Annotated in this window: 17 protein-coding genes and 1 pseudogene; 11 read left to right on the top strand and 7 right to left on the bottom strand. The window is 67.6% G+C overall.

What is annotated here, in order from left to right; genetic code table 11:
- Window positions 1–13: 13 nt before the first annotated feature.
- The 3 genes from JYG32_RS15955 to JYG32_RS15945 all read right to left on the bottom strand — a co-directional run bounded on the left by JYG32_RS15955 (window position 14) and on the right by JYG32_RS15945 (window position 2,754).
- Window positions 14–760, bottom strand: a complete 747-nt coding sequence (locus tag JYG32_RS15955) for a PhaM family polyhydroxyalkanoate granule multifunctional regulatory protein (RefSeq protein ID WP_213264064.1) — start codon at window positions 758–760, stop codon at window positions 14–16.
- 77 nt (window positions 761–837) lie between these two features.
- Entirely contained in the window at window positions 838–1,665 is an 828-nt protein-coding gene (locus JYG32_RS15950; RefSeq protein WP_174384465.1) for an enoyl-CoA hydratase/isomerase family protein, read from the bottom strand.
- Between the two features lie 96 nt (window positions 1,666–1,761).
- Window positions 1,762–2,754 carry a fumarylacetoacetate hydrolase family protein gene (locus JYG32_RS15945; protein ID WP_213264063.1) on the bottom strand — a complete coding sequence of 331 codons (993 nt, stop codon included), beginning with the start codon at window positions 2,752–2,754 and terminating at the stop codon, window positions 1,762–1,764.
- A 129-nt stretch (window positions 2,755–2,883) separates the two neighbouring features.
- Here JYG32_RS15945 and JYG32_RS15940 point away from each other — a divergent pair, with 129 nt between their 5' ends.
- The 5 genes from JYG32_RS15940 to metH all read left to right on the top strand — a co-directional run bounded on the left by JYG32_RS15940 (window position 2,884) and on the right by metH (window position 9,680).
- On the top strand, window positions 2,884–3,750 hold the full coding sequence (locus JYG32_RS15940) for an IclR family transcriptional regulator (RefSeq protein WP_174384467.1): 867 nt from the start codon (window positions 2,884–2,886) through the stop codon (window positions 3,748–3,750).
- 116 nt (window positions 3,751–3,866) lie between these two features.
- Window positions 3,867–5,153, top strand: coding sequence for a DUF3108 domain-containing protein (locus JYG32_RS15935; RefSeq protein WP_213264062.1), 1,287 nt, complete (start codon window positions 3,867–3,869; stop codon window positions 5,151–5,153).
- 241 nt (window positions 5,154–5,394) lie between these two features.
- Window positions 5,395–5,652: a BTH_I0359 family protein gene (locus JYG32_RS15930; RefSeq protein ID WP_006477667.1), complete on the top strand. Its 258-nt coding sequence runs from the start codon at window positions 5,395–5,397 to the stop codon at window positions 5,650–5,652.
- A 200-nt stretch (window positions 5,653–5,852) separates the two neighbouring features.
- Window positions 5,853–6,920 (top strand): homocysteine S-methyltransferase family protein, encoded by a 1,068-nt coding sequence (locus JYG32_RS15925; RefSeq protein ID WP_213264061.1) that lies wholly within the window; start codon window positions 5,853–5,855, stop codon window positions 6,918–6,920.
- Between the two features lie 42 nt (window positions 6,921–6,962).
- Window positions 6,963–9,680, top strand: a complete 2,718-nt coding sequence (gene metH, locus JYG32_RS15920; RefSeq protein ID WP_213264060.1) for a methionine synthase — start codon at window positions 6,963–6,965, stop codon at window positions 9,678–9,680.
- Between the two features lie 110 nt (window positions 9,681–9,790).
- Here metH and JYG32_RS15915 read toward each other — a convergent pair whose 3' ends face one another.
- Complete coding sequence (locus JYG32_RS15915; protein ID WP_011353361.1) at window positions 9,791–10,114, bottom strand: DUF1840 domain-containing protein; 324 nt, start codon at window positions 10,112–10,114, stop codon at window positions 9,791–9,793.
- Between the two features lie 200 nt (window positions 10,115–10,314).
- Between JYG32_RS15915 and argS the strand changes: the two genes are divergently transcribed.
- The 6 genes and pseudogenes from argS to JYG32_RS15885 form a co-directional block, all read left to right on the top strand.
- Entirely contained in the window at window positions 10,315–12,096 is a 1,782-nt protein-coding gene (gene argS / locus JYG32_RS15910; protein ID WP_213264059.1) for an arginine--tRNA ligase, read from the top strand.
- Window positions 12,097–12,200: 104 nt separating this feature from the next.
- The gene (locus JYG32_RS15905; RefSeq protein ID WP_213264058.1) at window positions 12,201–13,097 is read left to right on the top strand and encodes an SPOR domain-containing protein; all 897 of its coding nucleotides are present in this window, start codon (window positions 12,201–12,203) and stop codon (window positions 13,095–13,097) included.
- A gap of 69 nt (window positions 13,098–13,166) precedes the next feature.
- Complete coding sequence (locus JYG32_RS15900; RefSeq protein ID WP_174382637.1) at window positions 13,167–13,805, top strand: thiol:disulfide interchange protein DsbA/DsbL; 639 nt, start codon at window positions 13,167–13,169, stop codon at window positions 13,803–13,805.
- Window positions 13,806–13,824: 19 nt separating this feature from the next.
- Window positions 13,825–14,598: an SDR family oxidoreductase gene (locus JYG32_RS15895; protein ID WP_174382638.1), complete on the top strand. Its 774-nt coding sequence runs from the start codon at window positions 13,825–13,827 to the stop codon at window positions 14,596–14,598.
- A 423-nt stretch (window positions 14,599–15,021) separates the two neighbouring features.
- Window positions 15,022–16,617, top strand: a complete 1,596-nt coding sequence (locus tag JYG32_RS15890) for an ABC transporter substrate-binding protein (protein WP_213264057.1) — start codon at window positions 15,022–15,024, stop codon at window positions 16,615–16,617.
- A gap of 24 nt (window positions 16,618–16,641) precedes the next feature.
- Window positions 16,642–16,851 (top strand): annotated as a pseudogene (locus JYG32_RS15885) (ABC transporter ATP-binding protein); the annotation flags it as partial.
- A gap of 12 nt (window positions 16,852–16,863) precedes the next feature.
- On the opposite strand, the gene JYG32_RS15880 reads toward JYG32_RS15885, so the two are convergent.
- From JYG32_RS15880 to JYG32_RS15870, 3 genes are all read right to left on the bottom strand, one after another.
- Complete coding sequence (locus tag JYG32_RS15880; RefSeq protein WP_213264056.1) at window positions 16,864–17,109, bottom strand: DUF6429 family protein; 246 nt, start codon at window positions 17,107–17,109, stop codon at window positions 16,864–16,866.
- 41 nt (window positions 17,110–17,150) lie between these two features.
- Complete coding sequence (locus JYG32_RS15875) at window positions 17,151–18,935, bottom strand: SWIM zinc finger family protein (RefSeq protein ID WP_213264055.1); 1,785 nt, start codon at window positions 18,933–18,935, stop codon at window positions 17,151–17,153.
- Window positions 18,936–19,010: 75 nt separating this feature from the next.
- Window positions 19,011–20,087: an MBL fold metallo-hydrolase gene (locus tag JYG32_RS15870; RefSeq protein ID WP_213264054.1), complete on the bottom strand. Its 1,077-nt coding sequence runs from the start codon at window positions 20,085–20,087 to the stop codon at window positions 19,011–19,013.
- Window positions 20,088–20,131: the final 44 nt, after the last annotated feature.

Raw genomic sequence — 20,131 nt, 5'->3', positions numbered from 1 at the left:
TACCTGTGCCGCGTCACGTCGAGCGCTTCGGCGGACGGGTTGCGGGCGACGAGGCGGCCGCCGCGCGCGCCGCGGCCGAATCGGCCGGCTTCGCGCGCTTCGCCGCGGGCTTGCGCGGCGCGGCGGCGGCCGGCGCAGGCTTCGCGGCCTGCTCCGGCGGTGCGGCCGCATCCGGCGGCGCGTCGGCCGGCGCCGCGGGCTGCATGCCCGGCTGCGCCATCGCGAGGCTCGCGAGCTGGTTGAACTGCGACTGCAGCAGGTTCCACCAGCCGGCCGGGTCGAAGGCCTGCTGCGCGGCGTCGCCTTCCGGCGGCGCATCCGTGGCGAACGCGGAAGCCGCGCCGTCCGGCGACGCCGACGCGGCTTTCGCCGCATGCGCCGCCGCGACGGCCGCCTCCTCGGCCGCCGACATCGAGCTTTGCGCGAACGCGCCGAACGCACGCAGCGTCGCGAGCGTCGCGCGCTGCACTTCAAGCGCCTGGATCGCGGACTGCAGCATCCCGAGATTGAGCTTCAGCCACTGCTCGACCGCGCGCAGATCGGTGATCCGCTTGTCGAGTTCCTCGACGCTCGTGAGCGGCGCCATCATGTCGGACATGCTCGACAGCGACGGCGGCAGCCCTTGCGTGGCGCCCGGAAACGGCGTGATCCCGCCGAACGGCGACATCCGCATCATGTCCCACATCCGGTCCATCATGTCGGCGGGCTTGAAGCCGGCGAAGCCGGCGAAAGGGTTGGAGCCGGAGGCATCGGTCGTCATACGGGCGTCCTGGTTGACTGGGGGAGCGAGGCGGCCGCCGTGCGTCGCGCAGCCGCGCGTGGTTCGATCATAGCGCGTCAGAACGGCGCGTCACCGGGGAAGTCGGGCGGGCGCCGCTCGCGCAGCGAACGGATGCCCTCCTGCACGTCGGGCCCCGAGAAGCCCATGAATTCGAGCGCGAGCGACGTATCGAAGGTCGGCCCGGCCGTGCGCAGCCAGTTGTTCAGCGCGTACTTGGTCCAGCGGATCGCCGATTGCGAACCGTGCGCGAGCCGCTCGGCCACTTCGTACGCCTTCGGCAGCAGGTCGGCCGGCTCGACCGCGAGCGACACCAGGCCGATCCGCTCGGCTTCCGCGCCGCTCACGGGTTCGCACAGCAGCAGGTAGTACTTCGCCTTCGCCATCCCGCACAGCAGCGGCCACACGATCGCCGCGTGGTCGCCGGCCGCGACGCCGAGCCGCGTATGGCCGTCGATGATGCGCGCATCCTTCGCGGCGATCGAGATATCGGCGAGCAGCCCGGCGACGAGCCCCGCGCCGACGGCCGGGCCGTGCATCGCCGACACGATCGGCTTGCTGCAGTTGATCACGTTGTAGACGAGATCGCGCGCCTCGCGCCACACGCGGGCGCGCACGTCGAAGTCGCTCGCCATCTCCTCGACGAGCGCGAGGTCGCCGCCCGCCGAGAAGCCCTTGCCTTCGCCGCGGATCACCGCGACGCGCGTGTCGGGATCGCGGTCGACGTCGCGCCAGATATCGGCGAGCTCGCGATGCATGCGCGCGTTCGCGGTCGCGAGACCGCTGCGGTTCGCACCCTCGCCGCTCATCACGATATCGAGCACGCCATGGTCGCGGCGCGTCACCTTCAGTGCTTCGTAACCGCCGTACGCGGCGAGATCAGGCATGCGCTGCTCCTGGAGTCATGAATCGAGTGTAGCCAAGCCCGCGCGGGCAAACATCAGGCGAAACCCGGCGCGCGGGCGTTGCGTGCCCTGCGTGCCTTACGCCGCGCCGTCGGGCGGTGCGACCGACTGCTCGATCGCGCCGAAGATCGACTTGCCGGCCGCGTCGAACATCTCGATGCGCACGGTGTCGCCGTAGCGCATGAATTCGGTCTGCGGCGCGCCGTGCTCGATCGTCTCGAGGCAGCGCTTCTCGGCGATGCAGCAGTAGCCGCGCTTCGCGTCCTTGTTCGACACGGTGCCCGAGCCGACGATCGAACCGGCGCGCAGGTTGCGCGTCTTCGCCGCGTGCGCGACCAGTTGGCCGAAGTGGAACACCATGTCGGTGCCCGCATCGGGCTGGCCGACCTTCTTGCCGTTCCAGTGGACGATCATCGGTCGGTGCACGCGGCCTTCGCGCCATTCGTCGCCGAGCTCGTCGGGCGTCACCGCGACCGGCGCGAACGCGGTGGCCGGCTTGCTCTGGAAGAAACCGAAGCCCTTCGCGAGCTCGGCCGGGATCAGGTTGCGCAGCGACACGTCGTTCACGAGCGTGACGAGCCGCACGGCCTTCAGCGCATCGTCGGGCGATGCACTCATCGGCACGTCGCCGGTGATCACCGCGACTTCCGCCTCGAAATCGATGCCCCATTCCTCGGACGGGCACACGACGTCGTCGCGGGGCCCCAGGAAATCGTCGCTGCCGCCCTGGTACATCAGCGGATCGGTCCAGAACTCGGGCGGCATCTCCGCGCCGCGCGCGCGGCGCACGAGCTCGACGTGGTTCACGTACGCGGAGCCGTCGGCCCACTGGAACGCGCGCGGCAGCGGCGCCATGCAGTTGGCCGGATCGAACGCGAACGCGTTGCGCGCGCGGCCGTGGTTCAGCGCGTCGTACAGGTCGCGCAGCTGCGGCGCGTAGAACGCCCAGTCGTCGAGGACGCGCTGCAGCGTCGGCGCGATCGCGTCGGCGATCGCCGCGGTGTGCAGGTCGCGCGACACGACGATCAGCTGGCCGTCGCGCGTGCCGTCCTTCAGCGAAGCAAGTTTCATAAGGGGAATCTGCCGTTGTAGTGACGATGGAAGGAATCTATTTTACGATGGTGAATCCATGCGGCGCGCGACGATCGCGCATGCCGTGTTCGCCCCGATTCCTGCCGCATTTTCGCGCACCCGTTGCCCATGCCCGCCAGCCCGCTTCCCGACGACGACCTCGCCGACTCCGACACCGACGATGCAGCCTCCGGCGAGCACGGCGAGAAGGTCCGTTCCGGCATCCAGTCGATCGAGGTCGGCTTCCGCCTGCTCGACGTGCTGACGAGCGAGCCGCGCGCGATGATGCTGCGCGACCTCGCGCAGCGCGCGGGCATGAGCCCTGCGAAGGCACACCGCTACCTGGTCAGCTTCTCGCGGCTCGGCGTCGTGTCGCAGGATCCTGTATCGGGTCGCTACGAGCTCGGCGGCTTCGCGCTGCAGATGGGGCTCGCGCGGCTCGCGCGGGTCGACGGCGTGAAGCTCGCGCGGATCGCGCTGACCGAGTTCCGCGACCGCCTCGACCAGACGGTCGGCATCGCGGTGTGGGGCAACCAGGGGCCGACGATCGTGCACTGGATGGAATCGAGCCATCCGGCGAAGGCGTCGCTGAAGCTCGGCGACGTGATGCCGCTGCTCGGCTCCGCGACGGGGCTGCTGTTCGCCGCGTACCTGCCGCGCAGCAAGACCGCCGCGATGCTCGAGCGCGAACTCGCCGATACGCGCCGCTCGCCGCATCACGGCGGCCCGCGCACGCTCGACGAGGTCGACGCGGTGCTGGCCGACGTGCGCAAGCACGAAGCCGCGCGCGTCGAGGGGATGCTGCTGCCGACGATCCATGCGTTCTGCATGCCCGTGTTCGACGCGGTCGGCGAGCTCGCGCTCGCGATCGTCGCGCTCGGCCAGGAAGGCTCGTTCGACATCGCGTGGGGCGGCGAGATCGACACCGCGCTGCGCGCGTGCGCACAGAAACTGTCTTACGAACTCGGCTATAGTCCCGACGCACGCGACGCCTGACGCGCGCGGTACGCGGTACACGCCACGCACCGCGAACGCGCGGCGCCTCCGGCGGTCGGACTCCTGTGGCGCGCGTTGCGCGCCCGACGTCACGCGACCACCCCGCCCCTGTTCCGATGCCCATGCAGCCTGCCGACATCCGCCCGAGTCACGCCCTGCCCCGCCGCTGGCTGCGCGTGGGCGTCGCGCTCGTCGTCGTGCTGGTGCTGCACGCGCTCGCCGCGATCTGGCTGATGCGCAATCGCGAATCGTTCACGCCGCCCGCGCCCGCCGACATCCCCGTGCAGATCGAGCTGCTGAAGCCGCAACCGATCGAGCGCCAGCCCGTGCCGCCCGCGCCGAAGCCGGTCGAGCATCCGGCCGCACCCGCACCGGCCGCGCCCAAGGCCGCCGCACCGAAGCCCGCACCGTCACCTGAGCCGGTCCTCACTTCGACGCAGACGGCCGAGCACGGCGAGCCGCCGCCGGCCGCCGCGTCCGCGGCGAGCGGCGTCCCGGGCGCATCGGCCGCATCGGGCGCGCACGCCGCATCGGCCGCCGGCGCCGGCAGTGCCGCGACGCCGGGCCCCGCGACGAGCGGCGTGAAGTTCGCCGCGCCGCCGTCCGGCGACCTGCAGTACGACACGTTCTACAACGGGATGCAGAACATGATCGGCACGATCCACTGGCGCACCGACGGGCACACCTACGATCTGTCGGTATCGATGCCCGTGCCGTTCGTCGGCCCGTTCACCTATCGCAGCGAAGGCCGCATCGACGCGTTCGGCGTCGCGCCCGACCGTTACGTCGAGAAGCGCGGCAAGCGGCCGGAAGACATCGCGATCTTCAACCGCGAGATCCGGCAGGTCGTGTTCACGCGCACGCCGAACAACGCGCCGCTGCCCGACGGCGTGCAGGACCGCTTCAGCATGCTGATGCAGTTGTCGGGGCTCTTGCGCGGCAACCCGTCCGCGTACAAGCCCGGCGTCACGCAGCAGTTCTTCGTGATCGACAACAACAGCGGCGAGACCTGGCCGATCACGGTGATCGGCGACGAGCAGGTGCAGACGCAGGCCGGCATCATCGACGCGCGGCACTTCATGCGCCTGCCGCGCCGCGACGGCGACACGCGCCGCATCGACATGTGGCTCGCGCCGTCGCTCGGCTGGCTGCCCGCGCGGCTCGTGCAGAGCGAACCGAACGGCGCGCAGATCGAGCTGCTGTGGCACGGCCGGCTCGCGGCGCCGGCCACGCCGTCCGATGCCGCGCCGGCAGGTGGCGCAACGAACGCGCCCGCCGGCGCATCGACGCCCGATGCATCGGCCGCACCGTCCGCGGAGCCGGCACAACCCGCGCCGCCCGCCACCGTGCAACCGCCTGCGCAACCGGCCGCACCGCCGGCGTCGTCGCCTGTCACACAGTGAACGCGCAGGGGTCGGCAATTTCGACCGATTACAGATTTCCGCGAAATGGCCGATGACACTCTTTAACAACTATTTCCGTACACCGGCAGACAATGAGAAACGTTTCATAGACATCGGCTTCTAACCGATACACCCTACACAACGGGAACAGGGTGTGCAGCGCAAGCCCCTTGAAACCGGCAAGGCTCGCCCCACCTAGGGGACAACAAGGCCAGATGCCACTGCGAAGAGGAGTGCCGCCATGCAAATGATCTACAACAGCCCCAACTACTGCGTCGTCGAATTTGCGCCGCAGGCCGGACATCATCTGATGAATGCCGGCGGATACGAGATCGTCGACAAGAACGCGCAGCGCGAGATCTTCATCGACGGCGAACTTGCCGAACGATTCCGCGCGCACGTGAAGCAGTTGATCGAGGATGAACCGTCGCTCGACGAAGTCGACGAATTCCTCGGGCAATTCGACAGCCTGATGATGATGCCCGTCGTGCTGCACTGACGACCCGCGGCCCGGCGCCTCGTGCGGCCGGGCCATTCGCCGCGCACCGACGCGGCGCCGCGAGCACTCCGATCATGCCCCCGTCCGGTTCGCCGGCGGGGGCTTTCGTTTGGCGGGCGCCCCGGCCGGCGCGAGGCCGGGCGGCGGCCAGGCGCACCGGCTACAATGACGGTTTTCCCGTCTTCGCCGGTCTTCCGCCCATGTCTGCGACCCCTCTCGCCGCTTCCGTCCCGCTCGACGCGCCCTACACGCGCGGCGCCGCACTGCCCGCGCTGCTGAAATCGCGCATCCTGATCCTCGACGGCGCGATGGGCACGATGATCCAGCGCTACAAGCTCGACGAAGCCGCGTATCGCGGCGAGCGCTTCAAGGATTTCCCGCGCGACATCAAGGGCAACAACGAACTGCTGTCGCTCACGCAGCCGCAGATCATCCGCGAGATCCACGACCAGTACTTCGCGGCCGGCGCCGACATCGTCGAAACCAACACGTTCGGCGCGACGACGGTCGCGCAGGCCGACTACGGGATGGAAGATCTCGTCGTCGAGATGAACGTCGAATCGGCGAAGCTCGCGCGCGAATCGGCCGCGAAATACGCGACGCCCGACAAACCGCGCTTCGTCGCGGGCGCGATCGGGCCGACGCCGAAAACGGCGAGCATCTCGCCGGACGTCAACGATCCGGGCGCACGCAACGTCACGTTCGACGAACTGCGCGACGCGTACTACCGGCAGGCGAAGGCCCTGCTTGACGGCGGCGTCGACCTGTTCCTCGTCGAGACGATCTTCGACACGCTGAACGCGAAAGCCGCGCTGTTCGCGCTCGACGAGCTGTTCGAAGATACCGGCGAGCGCCTGCCGATCATGATCTCGGGCACCGTCACGGATGCGTCGGGCCGGATCCTGTCGGGCCAGACGGTCGAGGCGTTCTGGAATTCGCTGCGCCACGCGAAGCCGCTCACGTTCGGCCTGAACTGCGCGCTCGGCGCGGCGCTGATGCGCCCGTACATCGCCGAGCTCGCGAAGCTGTGCGACACCTACGTGTCGTGCTATCCGAACGCGGGCCTGCCGAACCCGATGAGCGACACCGGCTTCGACGAAACGCCGGACGTCACGTCGGGCCTCCTGAAGGAATTCGCGCAGGCCGGGCTCGTGAACCTCGCGGGCGGCTGCTGCGGCACGACGCCCGAGCACATCGCCGAGATCGCGAAGGCGCTCGCCGACGTGAAGCCGCGCCGCTGGCCGAACCAGTACAGCGACAACGCCTGACCCGACCGCCCCACGCCCTTCATCACCAGAATTCGCACCGCCATGACCGATCACATGATGCGCCTTGCCGGCCTCGAGCCGTTCAACGTCACGCCCGGGACGCTCTTCATCAACGTCGGCGAACGCACCAACGTCACCGGCTCGAAGGCGTTCGCGCGGATGATCCTCAACGGCCAGTTCGACGAGGCGCTCGCCGTCGCGCGCCAGCAGGTCGAGAACGGCGCGCAGGTGATCGACATCAACATGGACGAGGCGATGCTCGATTCGAAGGCGGCGATGATGCGCTTCCTGAATTTGATCGCGTCGGAGCCGGACATCGCGCGCGTACCGATCATGATCGACTCGTCGAAGTGGGAGGTGATCGAGGCCGGCCTCAAGTGCGTGCAGGGCAAGGCGATCGTGAACTCGATCTCGCTGAAGGAAGGCGAGGAAGCGTTCCGCCACCACGCGAACCTGATCCGCCGCTACGGCGCGGCAGCCGTCGTGATGGCATTCGACGAGACGGGCCAGGCCGATACGTTCGAGCGCAAGACCGAGATCTGCAAGCGCTCGTACGACTTCCTCGTGAACGAAGTCGGCTTCCCGCCGGAAGACATCATCTTCGATCCGAACATCTTCGCGGTCGCGACCGGCATCGAGGAGCACAACAACTACGCGGTCGACTTCATCGAGGCGACCCGCTGGATCAAGCAGAACCTGCCGTACGCGAAGGTGAGCGGCGGCGTGTCGAACGTGTCGTTCTCGTTCCGCGGCAACGACCCGGTGCGCGAGGCGATCCACACCGTGTTCCTGTACCACGCGATCCAGGCCGGGATGGACATGGGCATCGTGAATGCCGGCCAGCTCGGCGTGTACGCCGAGCTCGACGCCGAGCTGCGCGAGCGCGTCGAGGACGTGATCCTGAACCGCCGCGCGGATTCGACCGACCGGCTCCTCGAAATCGCCGACAAGTTCAAGGCGGGGGGCGCGAAGAAGGAAGAGAACCTCGAGTGGCGCAACCAGCCGGTCGAGAAGCGGCTCTCGCATGCGCTCGTGCACGGCATCACGACCTTCATCGTCGAGGATACCGAAGAAGTGCGCGCGAAGATCGACGCGGCCGGCGGCCGTCCGATCAACGTGATCGAAGGCCCGCTGATGGACGGGATGAACATCGTCGGCGACCTGTTCGGCCAGGGCAAGATGTTCCTGCCGCAGGTCGTGAAATCGGCGCGCGTGATGAAGCAGGCCGTCGCGCACCTGATCCCGTTCATCGAGGAGGAAAAGCGGCTGCTCGCGGAAGCGGGCGGCGACGTGCGCGCCAAGGGCAAGATCGTCATCGCGACCGTGAAGGGCGACGTGCACGACATCGGCAAGAACATCGTGTCGGTCGTGCTCCAGTGCAACAACTTCGAAGTGGTCAACATGGGCGTGATGGTCCCGTGCAACGAGATCCTCGCGAAGGCGAAGGTCGAGGGCGCGGACATCATCGGGCTGTCGGGCCTCATCACGCCGAGCCTCGAGGAAATGGCGTACGTCGCGTCCGAAATGCAGCGCGACGACTACTTCCGCGTGAAGAAGATCCCGCTCCTGATCGGCGGTGCGACGACGTCGCGCGTGCACACGGCCGTGAAGATCGCGCCGCACTACGAGGGCCCGGTCGTCTATGTACCCGACGCGTCGCGCTCGGTGTCGGTCGCGTCGAGCCTGCTGTCCGACGAAGGCGCGACAAAGTACCTCGACGAACTGAAGTCCGATTACGAACGCATCCGCGACCAGCACGCGAACCGCAAGGCGCAGCCGATGGTCACGCTCGCCGAAGCGCGTGCGAACAGGACGAAGATCGACTGGGCCGGCTACACGCCGGTGAAACCGAAGTTCATCGGCCGCCGCGTGTTCAAGAACTACGACCTGAACGAGCTTGCGAACTACATCGACTGGGGCCCGTTCTTCCAGACGTGGGACCTCGCGGGCCCGTACCCGGCGATCCTGAACGACGAGATCGTCGGCGAATCGGCGCGGCGCGTGTTCTCCGACGCGAAATCGATGCTCGCGCGCCTGATCCAGGGCCGCTGGCTGACCGCGAACGGCGTGATCGCGCTGTTGCCGGCGAACACGGTCAACGGCGACGACATCGAGATCTACAGCGACGAGTCGCGCTCGGAAGTGCTGCTCACGTGGCGCAACCTGCGTCAGCAGAGCGTGCGCCCGGTGGTCGACGGCGTGATGCGGCCGAACCGCTCGCTCGCCGACTTCATCGCGCCGAAGGAATCGGGCGTCGCCGACTACATCGGGATGTTCGCGGTGACGGCCGGCCTCGGCGTCGACGTGAAGGAAAAGCAGTTCGAAGCCGACCACGACGACTACAGCGCGATCATGCTGAAGGCGCTCGCCGACCGTTTCGCGGAAGCGTTCGCGGAGGCGATGCATGCACGCGTACGACGCGAGCTGTGGGGTTACGCGAGCGGCGAGACGCTCGACAACGACGCGCTGATCGCCGAAAAGTACGCGGGCATCCGCCCGGCGCCCGGCTACCCGGCCTGCCCCGACCACCTCGTGAAGCGCGACATGTTCGACGTGCTGCATGCGGACGAGATCGGCATGAGCGTGACCGACTCGATGGCGATGCTGCCGGCTGCGAGCGTGTCGGGCTTCTACCTCGCGCATCCGGACAGCCGCTATTTCTCGGTCGGCAAAATCGGACAGGATCAGCTCGAGGACTACGCGCAGCGCATGGCGCTGTCGCTCGACGACGCGCGCCGCGCGCTCGCGCCGCAGCTCTGATCGATGCGAACGGGCGGCCGACCGCCCATTTGGTCAGACAAAAAGAAAACCCGCTCGGAAGCGGGTTTTTTCTTGCCTTACTAACCTTTCGTACTACCGGGCAAGGAAGCTCAGAAGCCCCAGTGCACGTCGGCTTCGCCGGCTTTCGCCTCGCGCAGCATCGTGAGGAACGGCGCGACGCGCTGGGCCAGGCTCGGCGGCACTTCGTGGTGCGCGTGGTCGGCTTCGTCCTCGTGGAAATGGCCGGCGTGCTCGGCGCGCTCCTGCTTCGCCTGCGCGACCGCGCCTTCCAGCTTCGCGATCGCGTGGTCCAGTTCGTCGTGCGTAATCACACCGCGCTCGCCGAGTTGCTTGCCGACGAGGCCCAGCACATACACGGCGAAATCCTTCAGCACGTCGAGATCCTGTGCCGCCTTGCTCTTGAACGTAATCATGACAATTCCCTTTTCATCTTGTTGTGCCTGCGCGGCGAGGTTGGGGAACGCCGGCAGACCGGCGTCCGGCCTCGCGGACGCGGGCCGCCTGAGCGGCATATTAGCACCTGTTAAAATTCTGCGATCCCTGAAACGCGCGCTTAAAAAGCGCGCCGGCGGGCCGGCGTTTCCGGTCGCCACCAACGAAGCCTTCTACCAGCATGCTGCCAGCACACAAACAGACCCTCGAAGCCCTGCTCGCGGATAGCGTCAAGCAGGTCGCACACGCGCTGAAAGGCGCCGACGCGGCGTTCGTCGCCCCCGCCATCACGCTGGAGCGCCCGAAGGTCGCCGCGCACGGCGACGTCGCGTGCAACGTCGCGATGCAGCTCGCCAAGCCGCTCGGCGCGAACCCGCGCCAGCTCGCCGAGCAGATCGTCGCCGCGCTCACCGCGCAGCCGGCCGCGCAAGGGCTCGTCGAAGCCGCCGAGATCGCCGGCCCCGGCTTCATCAACCTGCGCCTGTCGGCCGCCGCGAAGCAGGCGGTGATCGCCGCCGTGTTCGACCAGGGCCGCGCGTTCGGCACGTCGGATCGCGAGAAAGGCAAGCAGGTGCTGCTCGAATTCGTGTCGGCGAACCCGACCGGCCCGCTGCACGTCGGCCACGGCCGCCAGGCCGCGCTCGGCGACGTGCTCGCGAACGTGATCGCGAGCCAGGGCTACGCGGTGCACCGCGAGTTCTACTACAACGACGCGGGCGTGCAGATCGGCAACCTCGCGATCTCGACGCAGGCGCGCGCGCGCGGCCTGAAGCCGGGCGACGCGGGTTGGCCGGAAGCCGCGTACAACGGCGAATACATCGCCGACATCGCACGCGACTACCTGAACGGCGAAACGGTCGCCGCGTCGGACGGCGAGCCGGTCAAGGGCTCGGGCGACGTCGAGGATCTCGACGCGATCCGCAAGTTCGCGGTCACGTACCTGCGTCGCGAACAGGACATGGACCTGCAGGCGTTCGGCGTGAAGTTCGACCAGTACTACCTCGAGTCGTCGCTGTACAGCGAAGGCCGTGTCGAACAGACGGTCGACGCGCTGATCAAGGCCGGCATGACCTACGAACAGGACGGCGCGCTGTGGCTGCGCACGACCGACGAAGGCGACGACAAGGATCGCGTGATGCGCAAGTCGGACGGCACGTACACGTACTTCGTGCCGGACGTCGCGTACCACGTGGCGAAGTGGGAGCGCGGCTTCACGAAGGTGATCAACATCCAGGGCTCGGACCACCACGGCACGATTGCGCGCGTGCGCGCGGGCCTGCAGGGGCTGCACGTCGGGATCCCGAAGGGCTATCCCGACTACGTGCTGCACAAGATGGTCACCGTGATGCGCGACGGCCAGGAAGTGAAGATCTCGAAGCGCGCGGGCAGCTACGTGACGGTGCGCGACCTGATCGAATGGTCGGGCGGCGCGGCGGCAGGCCAGGAAGCGGCGCCCGACCTGATCGACGAGGCGACCATCACGCGCGGCCGCGACGCGGTGCGTTTCTTCCTGATCTCGCGCAAGGCCGATACCGAGTTCGTGTTCGACATCGATCTCGCGCTGAAACAGAGCGACGAAAACCCGGTCTATTACGTCCAGTACGCGCATGCGCGGATCTGCTCGGTGCTCAACGAATTGAAGTTGCGCTACAACGTCGACGCCGCGCAACTGCCGGGCGCCGACCTGTCGCAGCTCACGAGCGCGCAGGCCGCGTCGCTGATGCAGAAGCTCGCCGAGTATCCGGACATGCTCACGCACGCGGCGAACGAGCTGGCGCCGCACGCGGTCGCGTTCTACCTGCGCGATCTCGCTGGCGAATTCCACTCGTTCTACAATGCTGAGCGCGTGCTGGTCGACGACGAAGCGCCGCGCAATGCGCGCGCCGCGCTCCTCGCCGCGACCCGGCAGGTGCTCGAGAACGGTCTGGCGGTGCTCGGCGTGTCCGCGCCCGCCAAGATGTAAGGACGCAAGCGGCCCGAACCGGGCAGCGAATGGCCGCGGCAGCGCCCGCCGCAGGAGCGCCTGCCGCGGCCTTTTCACGATTCTTTTTGCAGGTGACTCAAGCAATGGCACAACCACGCCGAACTTCGAAGCAATCGAAACAAGCCGGAGGAACATTTCTTGGAATCGTGCTGGGCCTGATCGTCGGCCTCGCGATCGCCGTGGTGGTGGCGCTCTACATCACGCGTTCGCCGTCGCCGTTCGTGTCGAAGGTCGCACCGCCGCCGGCCGACAACGGCGCGAGCCAGCCGCAGCAGTTCGACCCGAACCGCGCGCTGCAGGGCAAGACGCCCGGCCAGCCGGTGCCGCAGGCCGCGCAGCCCGCGCCGCCCAACACCGCACCCGGCCAGGCCGCGAACCAGACCCAGGGCGGCCTGCTGCCCGAGCCGCAGATCGTCGAAGTGCCGCCGTCGGCCAACGGGTCGAGCGGCTCGAACAACACCGGCAGTTCGAACAACACGACCGCGTCGAACAATACGTCGTCGGGTAACGGCGTCGCCGTCGCGCCGAAGCCGGCCGACACCACGCCGCCGAAGAAGACGCAGCCGCCGCCGCAGCAGCAGGCGGGCGAGGACGATCTCGCGCGCTTCGCCGCGCAGAAGCAGGCACAGCAAGCCGCCGCGCAAAAGCAGCAGCAACAGCAACTGGCCGCGAACACGCCGAAACCGACGTCGTCGGCCACCGCCGCCGCGGCAGCGAAGCCGCCGACCGCGAGCGACGCGAATACCGGCTACTTCCTGCAGGTCGGCGCGTACAAGACGGAAAGTGACGCCGAGCAGCAGCGCGCGCGCCTCGGCTTCCAGGGCTTCGAGTCGAAGGTGTCGAAGCGCGATGTCAGCGGCGTGACCTATTTCCGCGTGCGCGTCGGCCCGTTCTCGAAGTTCGAGGATATGAACTCGGCCCGTCAGCGCTTGTCCGATGCAGGTGTCGACACGGCGGTGATCCGCTTCACGAAGCAGTAAGCAGCCGGCCGAACCCGCGCAGAACCCGTTACGTTTCGTTACCCGAGCAACTGATTCGACGTTCACAACATGAAAAAACTGCTTAGCACGCTCCTTCTTTCCCTGGGCCTCGTGGCCGGCTTCGCCCAGGCAACGCCTGCCGCGCCGGTTTCCGGCAAGGACTTCGAGGTGATGAAGTCGCCGCAGCCGGTGTCCGCGCCGGCCGGCAAGGTCGAAGTGATCGAGTTCTTCTGGTACGGCTGCCCGCACTGCTACGAATTCGAGCCGACGATCGAGGCCTGGGTGAAGAAGCAGGGCAACAACATCGACTTCAAGCGCGTGCCGGTCGCCTTCCGCGACGATTTCGTCCCGCACTCGAAGCTGTTCTACGCGGTGTCCGCGCTCGGCATCTCCGAGAAGGTCACGCCGGCGATCTTCAACGCGATCCACAAGCAGAAGAACTACCTGCTGACGCCGCAGGCGCAGGCCGACTTCCTGGCCACGCAGGGCGTCGACAAGAAGCAGTTCATGGACGCGTACAACTCGTTCAGCGTGCAAGGCCAGGTGAAGCAGTCGGCCGAGCTGCTGAAGAACTACGCGATCGACGGCGTGCCGACGGTCGTCGTCCAGGGCAAGTACAAGACGGGCCCGGCTTACACGAACAGCATCCCTGGCACCGCGCAGGCGCTGGACTATCTCGTGAAGCAGGTTCAGGACAAGAAGCTCTGATCCCCGCCTACGCGCCGGCATGACTACTCCGCTGAAGGTCTTCATCACCGGCGCGTCGAGCGGCCTCGGCCTCGCGATGGCCGAGGAATACGCCCGCCAGGGCGCCACGCTCGCGCTGGTCGCGCGACGCACCGATGCGCTCGATGCGTTCGCGCGGCGTTTCCCCAAGCTGACCATCTCCGTCTATTCCGCCGACGTGCGCGATGCCGACGCGCTCGCGACGGCCGCCGCGTCGTTCATCGCGACGCACGGCTGTCCCGACGTCGTGATCGCGAACGCGGGCATCAGCCAGGGCGCCGTCACGGGCCAGGGCGATCTCGCGACGTTCCGCGACGTGATGGACATCAACTACTACGGGATGGTCGCGACGTTCGAGCCGTTCGTCGGCCCGATGACGGCAGCACGCCACGGCACGCTGGTCGGCGTCGCGAGCGTCGCCGGCGTGCGCGGCCTGCCCGGCTCCGGCGCGTACAGCGCGTCGAAATCGGCCGCGATCAAGTATCTCGAATCGCTGCGCGTCGAGCTGCGCGCGGCCGGCGTCGGCGTCGTGACAATCGCGCCCGGCTACATCCGTACGCCGATGACCGCGCACAACCCGTACCGGATGCCGTTCCTGATGGACGCCGACCGCTTCGCCGCACGCGCGGCGCGCGCGATCGCAAAGCAGCACGCGTTCCGCGTGATTCCGTGGCAGATGGGCGTCGTCGCGAAGGTGCTGCACGTGCTGCCGCGCTGGCTGTACGATCGACTGTTCGAGAAGGCGCCGCGCAAGCCGAAGGCCGGCGCGCACTGACGGGTTTCCGGCCCGCCGCGCGTCAGTTCGGTCGTCGCGGCGGCGCTCCGGTTTCGGTTGTACAGGCTCGTTGCCGTCCTCGGCGCACCATCATCCCGTCGGTTCATCCCGGGCATCCCGCCCGCCCCACCTCGCGTTCACCGCCGGACCTGATTCGCCTGCGGGCCCCACGATCCCCGTTCGCCGGTTCCGCCGCGTCATCCGCGCGCACGCGTCCGGCCAGCCCCTTTCACGGCGCCCCAACACCCGTTCCGTCGCGAACGCAGCCGTTTTTCGGTCAATTCGCCGCGTTCCGGCGCCTTTTTTCACGCGCCGCGCGCTTTGCCGGTATGCTATTCGCCAGCCGCGCCGGCCCCGCCCGCTTCCGGGCCGCGCCCGCATCCCGTCACCAAGCAAACAAGCACAAGCCACGTGGGAGATCCTATGCACGTCAAGCTGCTCGCCGCGGCCGCGGTCGCCGCCGCACTCGCCGCCCCCGGCCTCGCCGCCGCCAAGCCGCTCACCGTCTGCACGGAATCGAGCCCGGACGGTTTCGACGTCGTGCAGTACAACTCGCTCGTCACGACCAACGCGTCGGCCGACGTGATCTTCAACACGCTCGTGTCGTACGACGAAGCCGCGAAAAAGGTCGTGCCCGCGCTCGCCGACAAATGGGATGCGAGCGCCGACGGCCTCACCTACACGTTCCACCTGCGCCCGAACGTCGCATTCCAGACCACCGACTATTTCAAGCCGGGCCGCGCGCTCGACGCGGACGACGTCGTGTTCACGTTCGCGCGGATGCTCGACGATTCGAACCCGTGGCACAAGGTGGCCGGCGCGAGCGGCTTCCCGCACGCGCAGTCGATGGGCCTCGTGAAGCTCGTGAAGTCGGTCACGAAGGTCGACGACAGCACGGTGAAGTTCGTGCTGAACGAGCCGAACGCGACCTTCGTGCCGATCCTGACGATGGGCTTCGCGTCGATCTACTCGGCCGAATACGCGGACCAGTTGCTGAAGGCCGGCAAGCAGGCCGACCTGAATGCGAAGCCGGTCGGCACGGGCCCGTTCGTGCTGAAGAGCTATACGAAGGACGCGCTGATCCGCTACGACGTGAACCCGACGTACTGGGGCACGAAGCCGAAGGTCGACCGGCTGATCTACGCGATCACGCCCGACCCGTCGGTGCGCCTGCAGAAGGTGAAGGCAGGCGAATGCCAGATCGCGCTGTCGCCGAAGCCGCAGGACGTGCTCGCCGCGAAGGGCGAAAGCGCGCTGAAGGTCGTGCAGACGCCCGCGTTCATGACCGCGTTCGTCGCGCTGAACACGCAGAAGAAGCCGCTCGACAACGACAAGGTGCGCGAGGCGCTGAACCTCGCGTTCGACCGCGCGACCTACCTGAAGGTCGTGTTCGACAACACCGCGACGGCCGCGAACAACCCGTACCCGCCGAACACGTGGAGCTACGCGAAGGATGTCGCGCCGTATGCGTACGATCCCGCGAAGGCGAAGCAGTTGCTCGCGCAGGCCGGCTTCCCGAACGGCTTTTCGACGACGATCTGGACGCGCCCGACCGGCAGCGTGCTGAACCCGAACCCGAAGGTCGGCGCGGAGTTGCTGCAGGCCGACCTCGCGAAGATCGGCGTGAAAGCCGACGTGAAGGTGATCGAATGGGGCGAGCTGATCAAGCAGGCGAAGCTCGGCCAGCATGACATGCTGTTCATGGGCTGGGCAGGCGACAACGGCGATCCGGACAACTACCTGTCGCCGCTGTTCAGTTGCAACGCGGTGAAGTCGGGCATCAACTTCGCGCGCTTCTGCGACGCGCAGCTCGACAAGCTGATCGCCGACGGCAAGTCGACCGCCGATCAGGCCAAGCGCGCGAAGCTGTATGAAGCCGCGCAGAAGATCATCCACGACCAGGCGCTGTGGATCCCGCTCGGCTACCCGACCGCGGCGGCGCTCACGCGCACGAACGTGAGCGGTTATCGCGTGAGTCCGTTCGGACGACAGAACTTCGCGACGGTCGCCGTGCAGTAACCGCGCGTGGCGCGCGAGCGACGGCGTTCGCGCCGCTCGCTTGCGTGCGCGTGGTGGCGCAGCTCCCCCGCGCAACTGCTGCTGCTCGACGAGCCGACCCATCACCTCGATCTCGAATCGGTGCGCGCGATCGTGGTCGCGTCGCACGATATCGCATTTCTCGCGGCGCTCGAGCCGACGCACACGATGCAATGGCATCGCGACGGGTGGCGCTACGAACCCTTCGCGTGGTGAAGCGCAGGGGCGTCACGGTTCACCGCGACTGCCCGGGTCGACGAAAAGCAGTTCGAACAAGCGTCTGGATTCGCGCAAACCCTCGTCAGTCAGGACCACGGATTTCGCGTTGTTCACGGGGTCGCCGATCAAACCGCGCGCGTGCAGGCGATTCAACACGTCCCAATCGAGCCCCTTCCATGCGCGGTTGTGGTCGTGCAGAGTCAACTGGAGCAGCGCAAGGACTGCGTCATCGATTGCTGCCGTGTCGATTTCCATACAATTTCCATCCCGATACCCGATCGAGCCGGTCGCACGCGCTACACGTCGAGCGTCGCGAGCAACTTGATGAAGTTGCGCTTCGCGCGATACGTCTTCCGGACAGCATCGAGTTCCATGTCGAATTCCGCCTGCTGTCGCTGCGCCGCCCGTAGCGCACCGATCGCCTGCACGACGCGAAACGCCTCGTCGTAACGCGCACCGCCGGTCCCGCGTTCGACGGCGATCGGCAACAATCGGTGATACAGCGCGATCGCATCGGCAGGATGCGTCTTCGCGCGTGCGGCCGCCATCGCCGGCCATACGCCGGTCTCGACCGGCCCGCCGCCAAACGCGTCCCACGCCGCTGCATCGTCCTTTTCCGCCAGCAGCAGCTTGACGAGTTCGGTGCGCGCCAAAGGCTGCCAGCCCCGGCGCGCGTTACCGGCCCGGGTCGGCGCTTCCTGGCTCCGCGCGAGAGACAGCAGATGCGAAACCGCGCGCTCCCGCACGGCATCGCGTCGCTTCGTCACCTTTGCGACCTTCATCAACGCCGAGAATGCTTCCGCCGTTGGATGGTCGTCGAAACGCTGCCACGCGAGTTCATCGGCCCGATCGAATTCGCGGCGACGCAAGTATTCGTCGATACAGAAGCCCAGAAGACGCACATCGCGACGATCGCCCGCTTCGCGCAACCCGCGCTCGGCCCATGCCAGCCCTTCGCCGAAACGGCCATGCTCCACGCACAATTCCGCGATCTGCGCGAATCGGTACGACGCCGACAGATCCTTCGACCAGATGCGAACCAGCGCGTCGATATCGCCGTCGTGCCTCGCCAGCGATTCCACCGCATGCTCGAGATTCAAGCGTACCGAATCGTACGAGCGCCGATCGTCCCGCCCCGCCGGCAGCGGGGGCAGCGCGGCCCATTGATGCTCGACCAGTTCCCGATAGCGGCTCAATCCCGCGTCGCCCAGCGGTTCCGCATAGGCCGGCAGCACGCCGCGGAACGTATCCCACTGCCCGTCGACCTGCAGCCGGAACAGGCGTTCGGCCAGTTTCACCGGCTCCGGCCGCGTCCGGATGCACGCATCGAGATGCACACCGGCCAGTTCGCCGATGCCGGGCGCCACGCTGCCGTCCGAGTCGTCGATCTGTTCGAGGCTCGCCTCCGCATCGGCGATCGCGAGTTCGGTCAGCTCGACCACGTGCGCGGCATGCGGACCGTCGAGTTGCCGGCGCAACATGCCGGCCAGCTCGAACAGGTTTTCTCCGTAAAGGTGCGCTTCGTCCCAGCCGAGCGGCCGTGCGACGCGCGCCAACTGGCGGACCGCAGCCTTCAGGCTCGAGATGTCGTCGGCATTCGCGGCGCGGGCCTCGAACAACAGCCTGTCGCGCAAGGACCTGTCGCGTTCGGCCGCGTCGAGCAACCAGTTCCGCAACGCATCAGCGTCCAGCGTCGCCAGATACTCATGAATCAGTTCCGCATGGGTCTTGCGCTTTCGTCTCGGGCGCACCGTCTCAGGTGTGTCGCGATGAAAGACTTCCTCGCCGCTGTTTTCGAGCCACGACAACGCAACGGCTACCGCATGCTTGCAGAACAGCTCGTCTTCGCCGACCGGGCAATTGCACGAATAATCCAGCGTGCCGTCGTCGTCCGCCGCCAGTTCGACGTGATAGCGGTATGTGCCGCGCACGGTCGCCGATACCGAGCCGTCGCGCTCGGTCAGTCGCGAAACGACGCCATCGTGGTAATAAGCCTCGCCACGTGCGAAGGATTTCGGGTCGGCCAGCTCGCGGATTGACGCAAGCGTAATGACATCGGCAAGAGAAACGCTATGCGGCATGATTCATGACGGATATTCAGGTTGACGCCGACGATTCTACAAAAAGCGCCACGGACACTTTCATCGATACCCCGCTCAACGGCGCGCGAACCGCAGCACGCCGTCGTCGCCCTGCTCGCGCACGAGTTCGCCGGCGAGCCACAGCAGGTTCAAATGCGCGAGCGCCTCGCCGAGCGCGAACGTCATCTGGTGGATGTCGAGCTCGCGGCGGCGGAACATGATCGGCACGATGTCGGCCGCGCTCATCGGCTGCTCCGCGCACGCGACGCGCACTTCGTCGAGCCGTGCGTCGTGGTGTTCGCGCAGTTGCGCGATGCGCGTGCGCACGCCGCGGAACGGCTTGCCGTGCGACGGCAGCACGAGCGTGTCGGGCGCCATCGTCTCGTAGCGGCCGAGCGACTGCAGGTACAGCGCGAGCGGGTTCGCTTCCGGCTCGAGGTCGAACACGGACACGTTCGTCGAGATGCGCGGCAGCACCATGTCGCCGGAGATCAGCACGCCGTCCGCTTCGCTGTGCAGCGCGCAATGTTCAGGCGAATGGCCGTAGCCGGTGACGACGCGCCACGTGCGCGTGCCGATCGTCACCGCGTCGCCTTCGCGCAGGCGCCGGTAGCGCGGCGGCACGGCCGGCACGAGATCCGAGTAGTAGCTGCGGCGGTTGCGCAGCTTGTCGAGCGCGGCCGGATCGGTCAGCCCGTGGCGCGCGAAATGATCGGCGGCGGCCGCGCCGCCCGCGTTCGAGCCGTTGCCGGCCGCCATCAGGCAGCCGAACAGGTATTCGCCGAGCGTCATCCACAGCCGCACGTTCCAGCGGCCCTGGTCGCCGCCGTCGCACAGCCAGTTCGCGAGGCCGAAGTGATCGGGGTGGCAGTGCGTGACGAGCACGCGCAGCACCGGCAGGCCGTCGAGATGCGTGTCGAAGATCTGCTCCCAGTGCGTGCGGATCGCGTCCGACGAGATCCCGCAATCGACGATCGTCCAGCCGGCCTGCCCGTCGATCTCGTCGCGCAGCAGCCAGAGGTTGATGTGGTCGAGCGAGAACGGCAGCGGCATGCGCAGCCAGCGCACGCCGGGCGCGACCTCGAACGTGTCGCCAGCGGCAGGCAGCGTGTCGGCGAAGGGATAGTCGAGTTGGTGTTCCAGTGCGTTCATCGGTGGGGCGTCTCGTCGTTATCGGTGCGAATGCGCGCCGGCGG

This window comes from Burkholderia pyrrocinia (assembly GCF_018417535.1).
Lineage (GTDB): Bacteria > Pseudomonadota > Gammaproteobacteria > Burkholderiales > Burkholderiaceae > Burkholderia > Burkholderia pyrrocinia_E.
The sequence above is the reverse complement of the archived record's forward strand: the minus strand, read 5'-3'. Positions and strand labels throughout refer to the sequence as shown.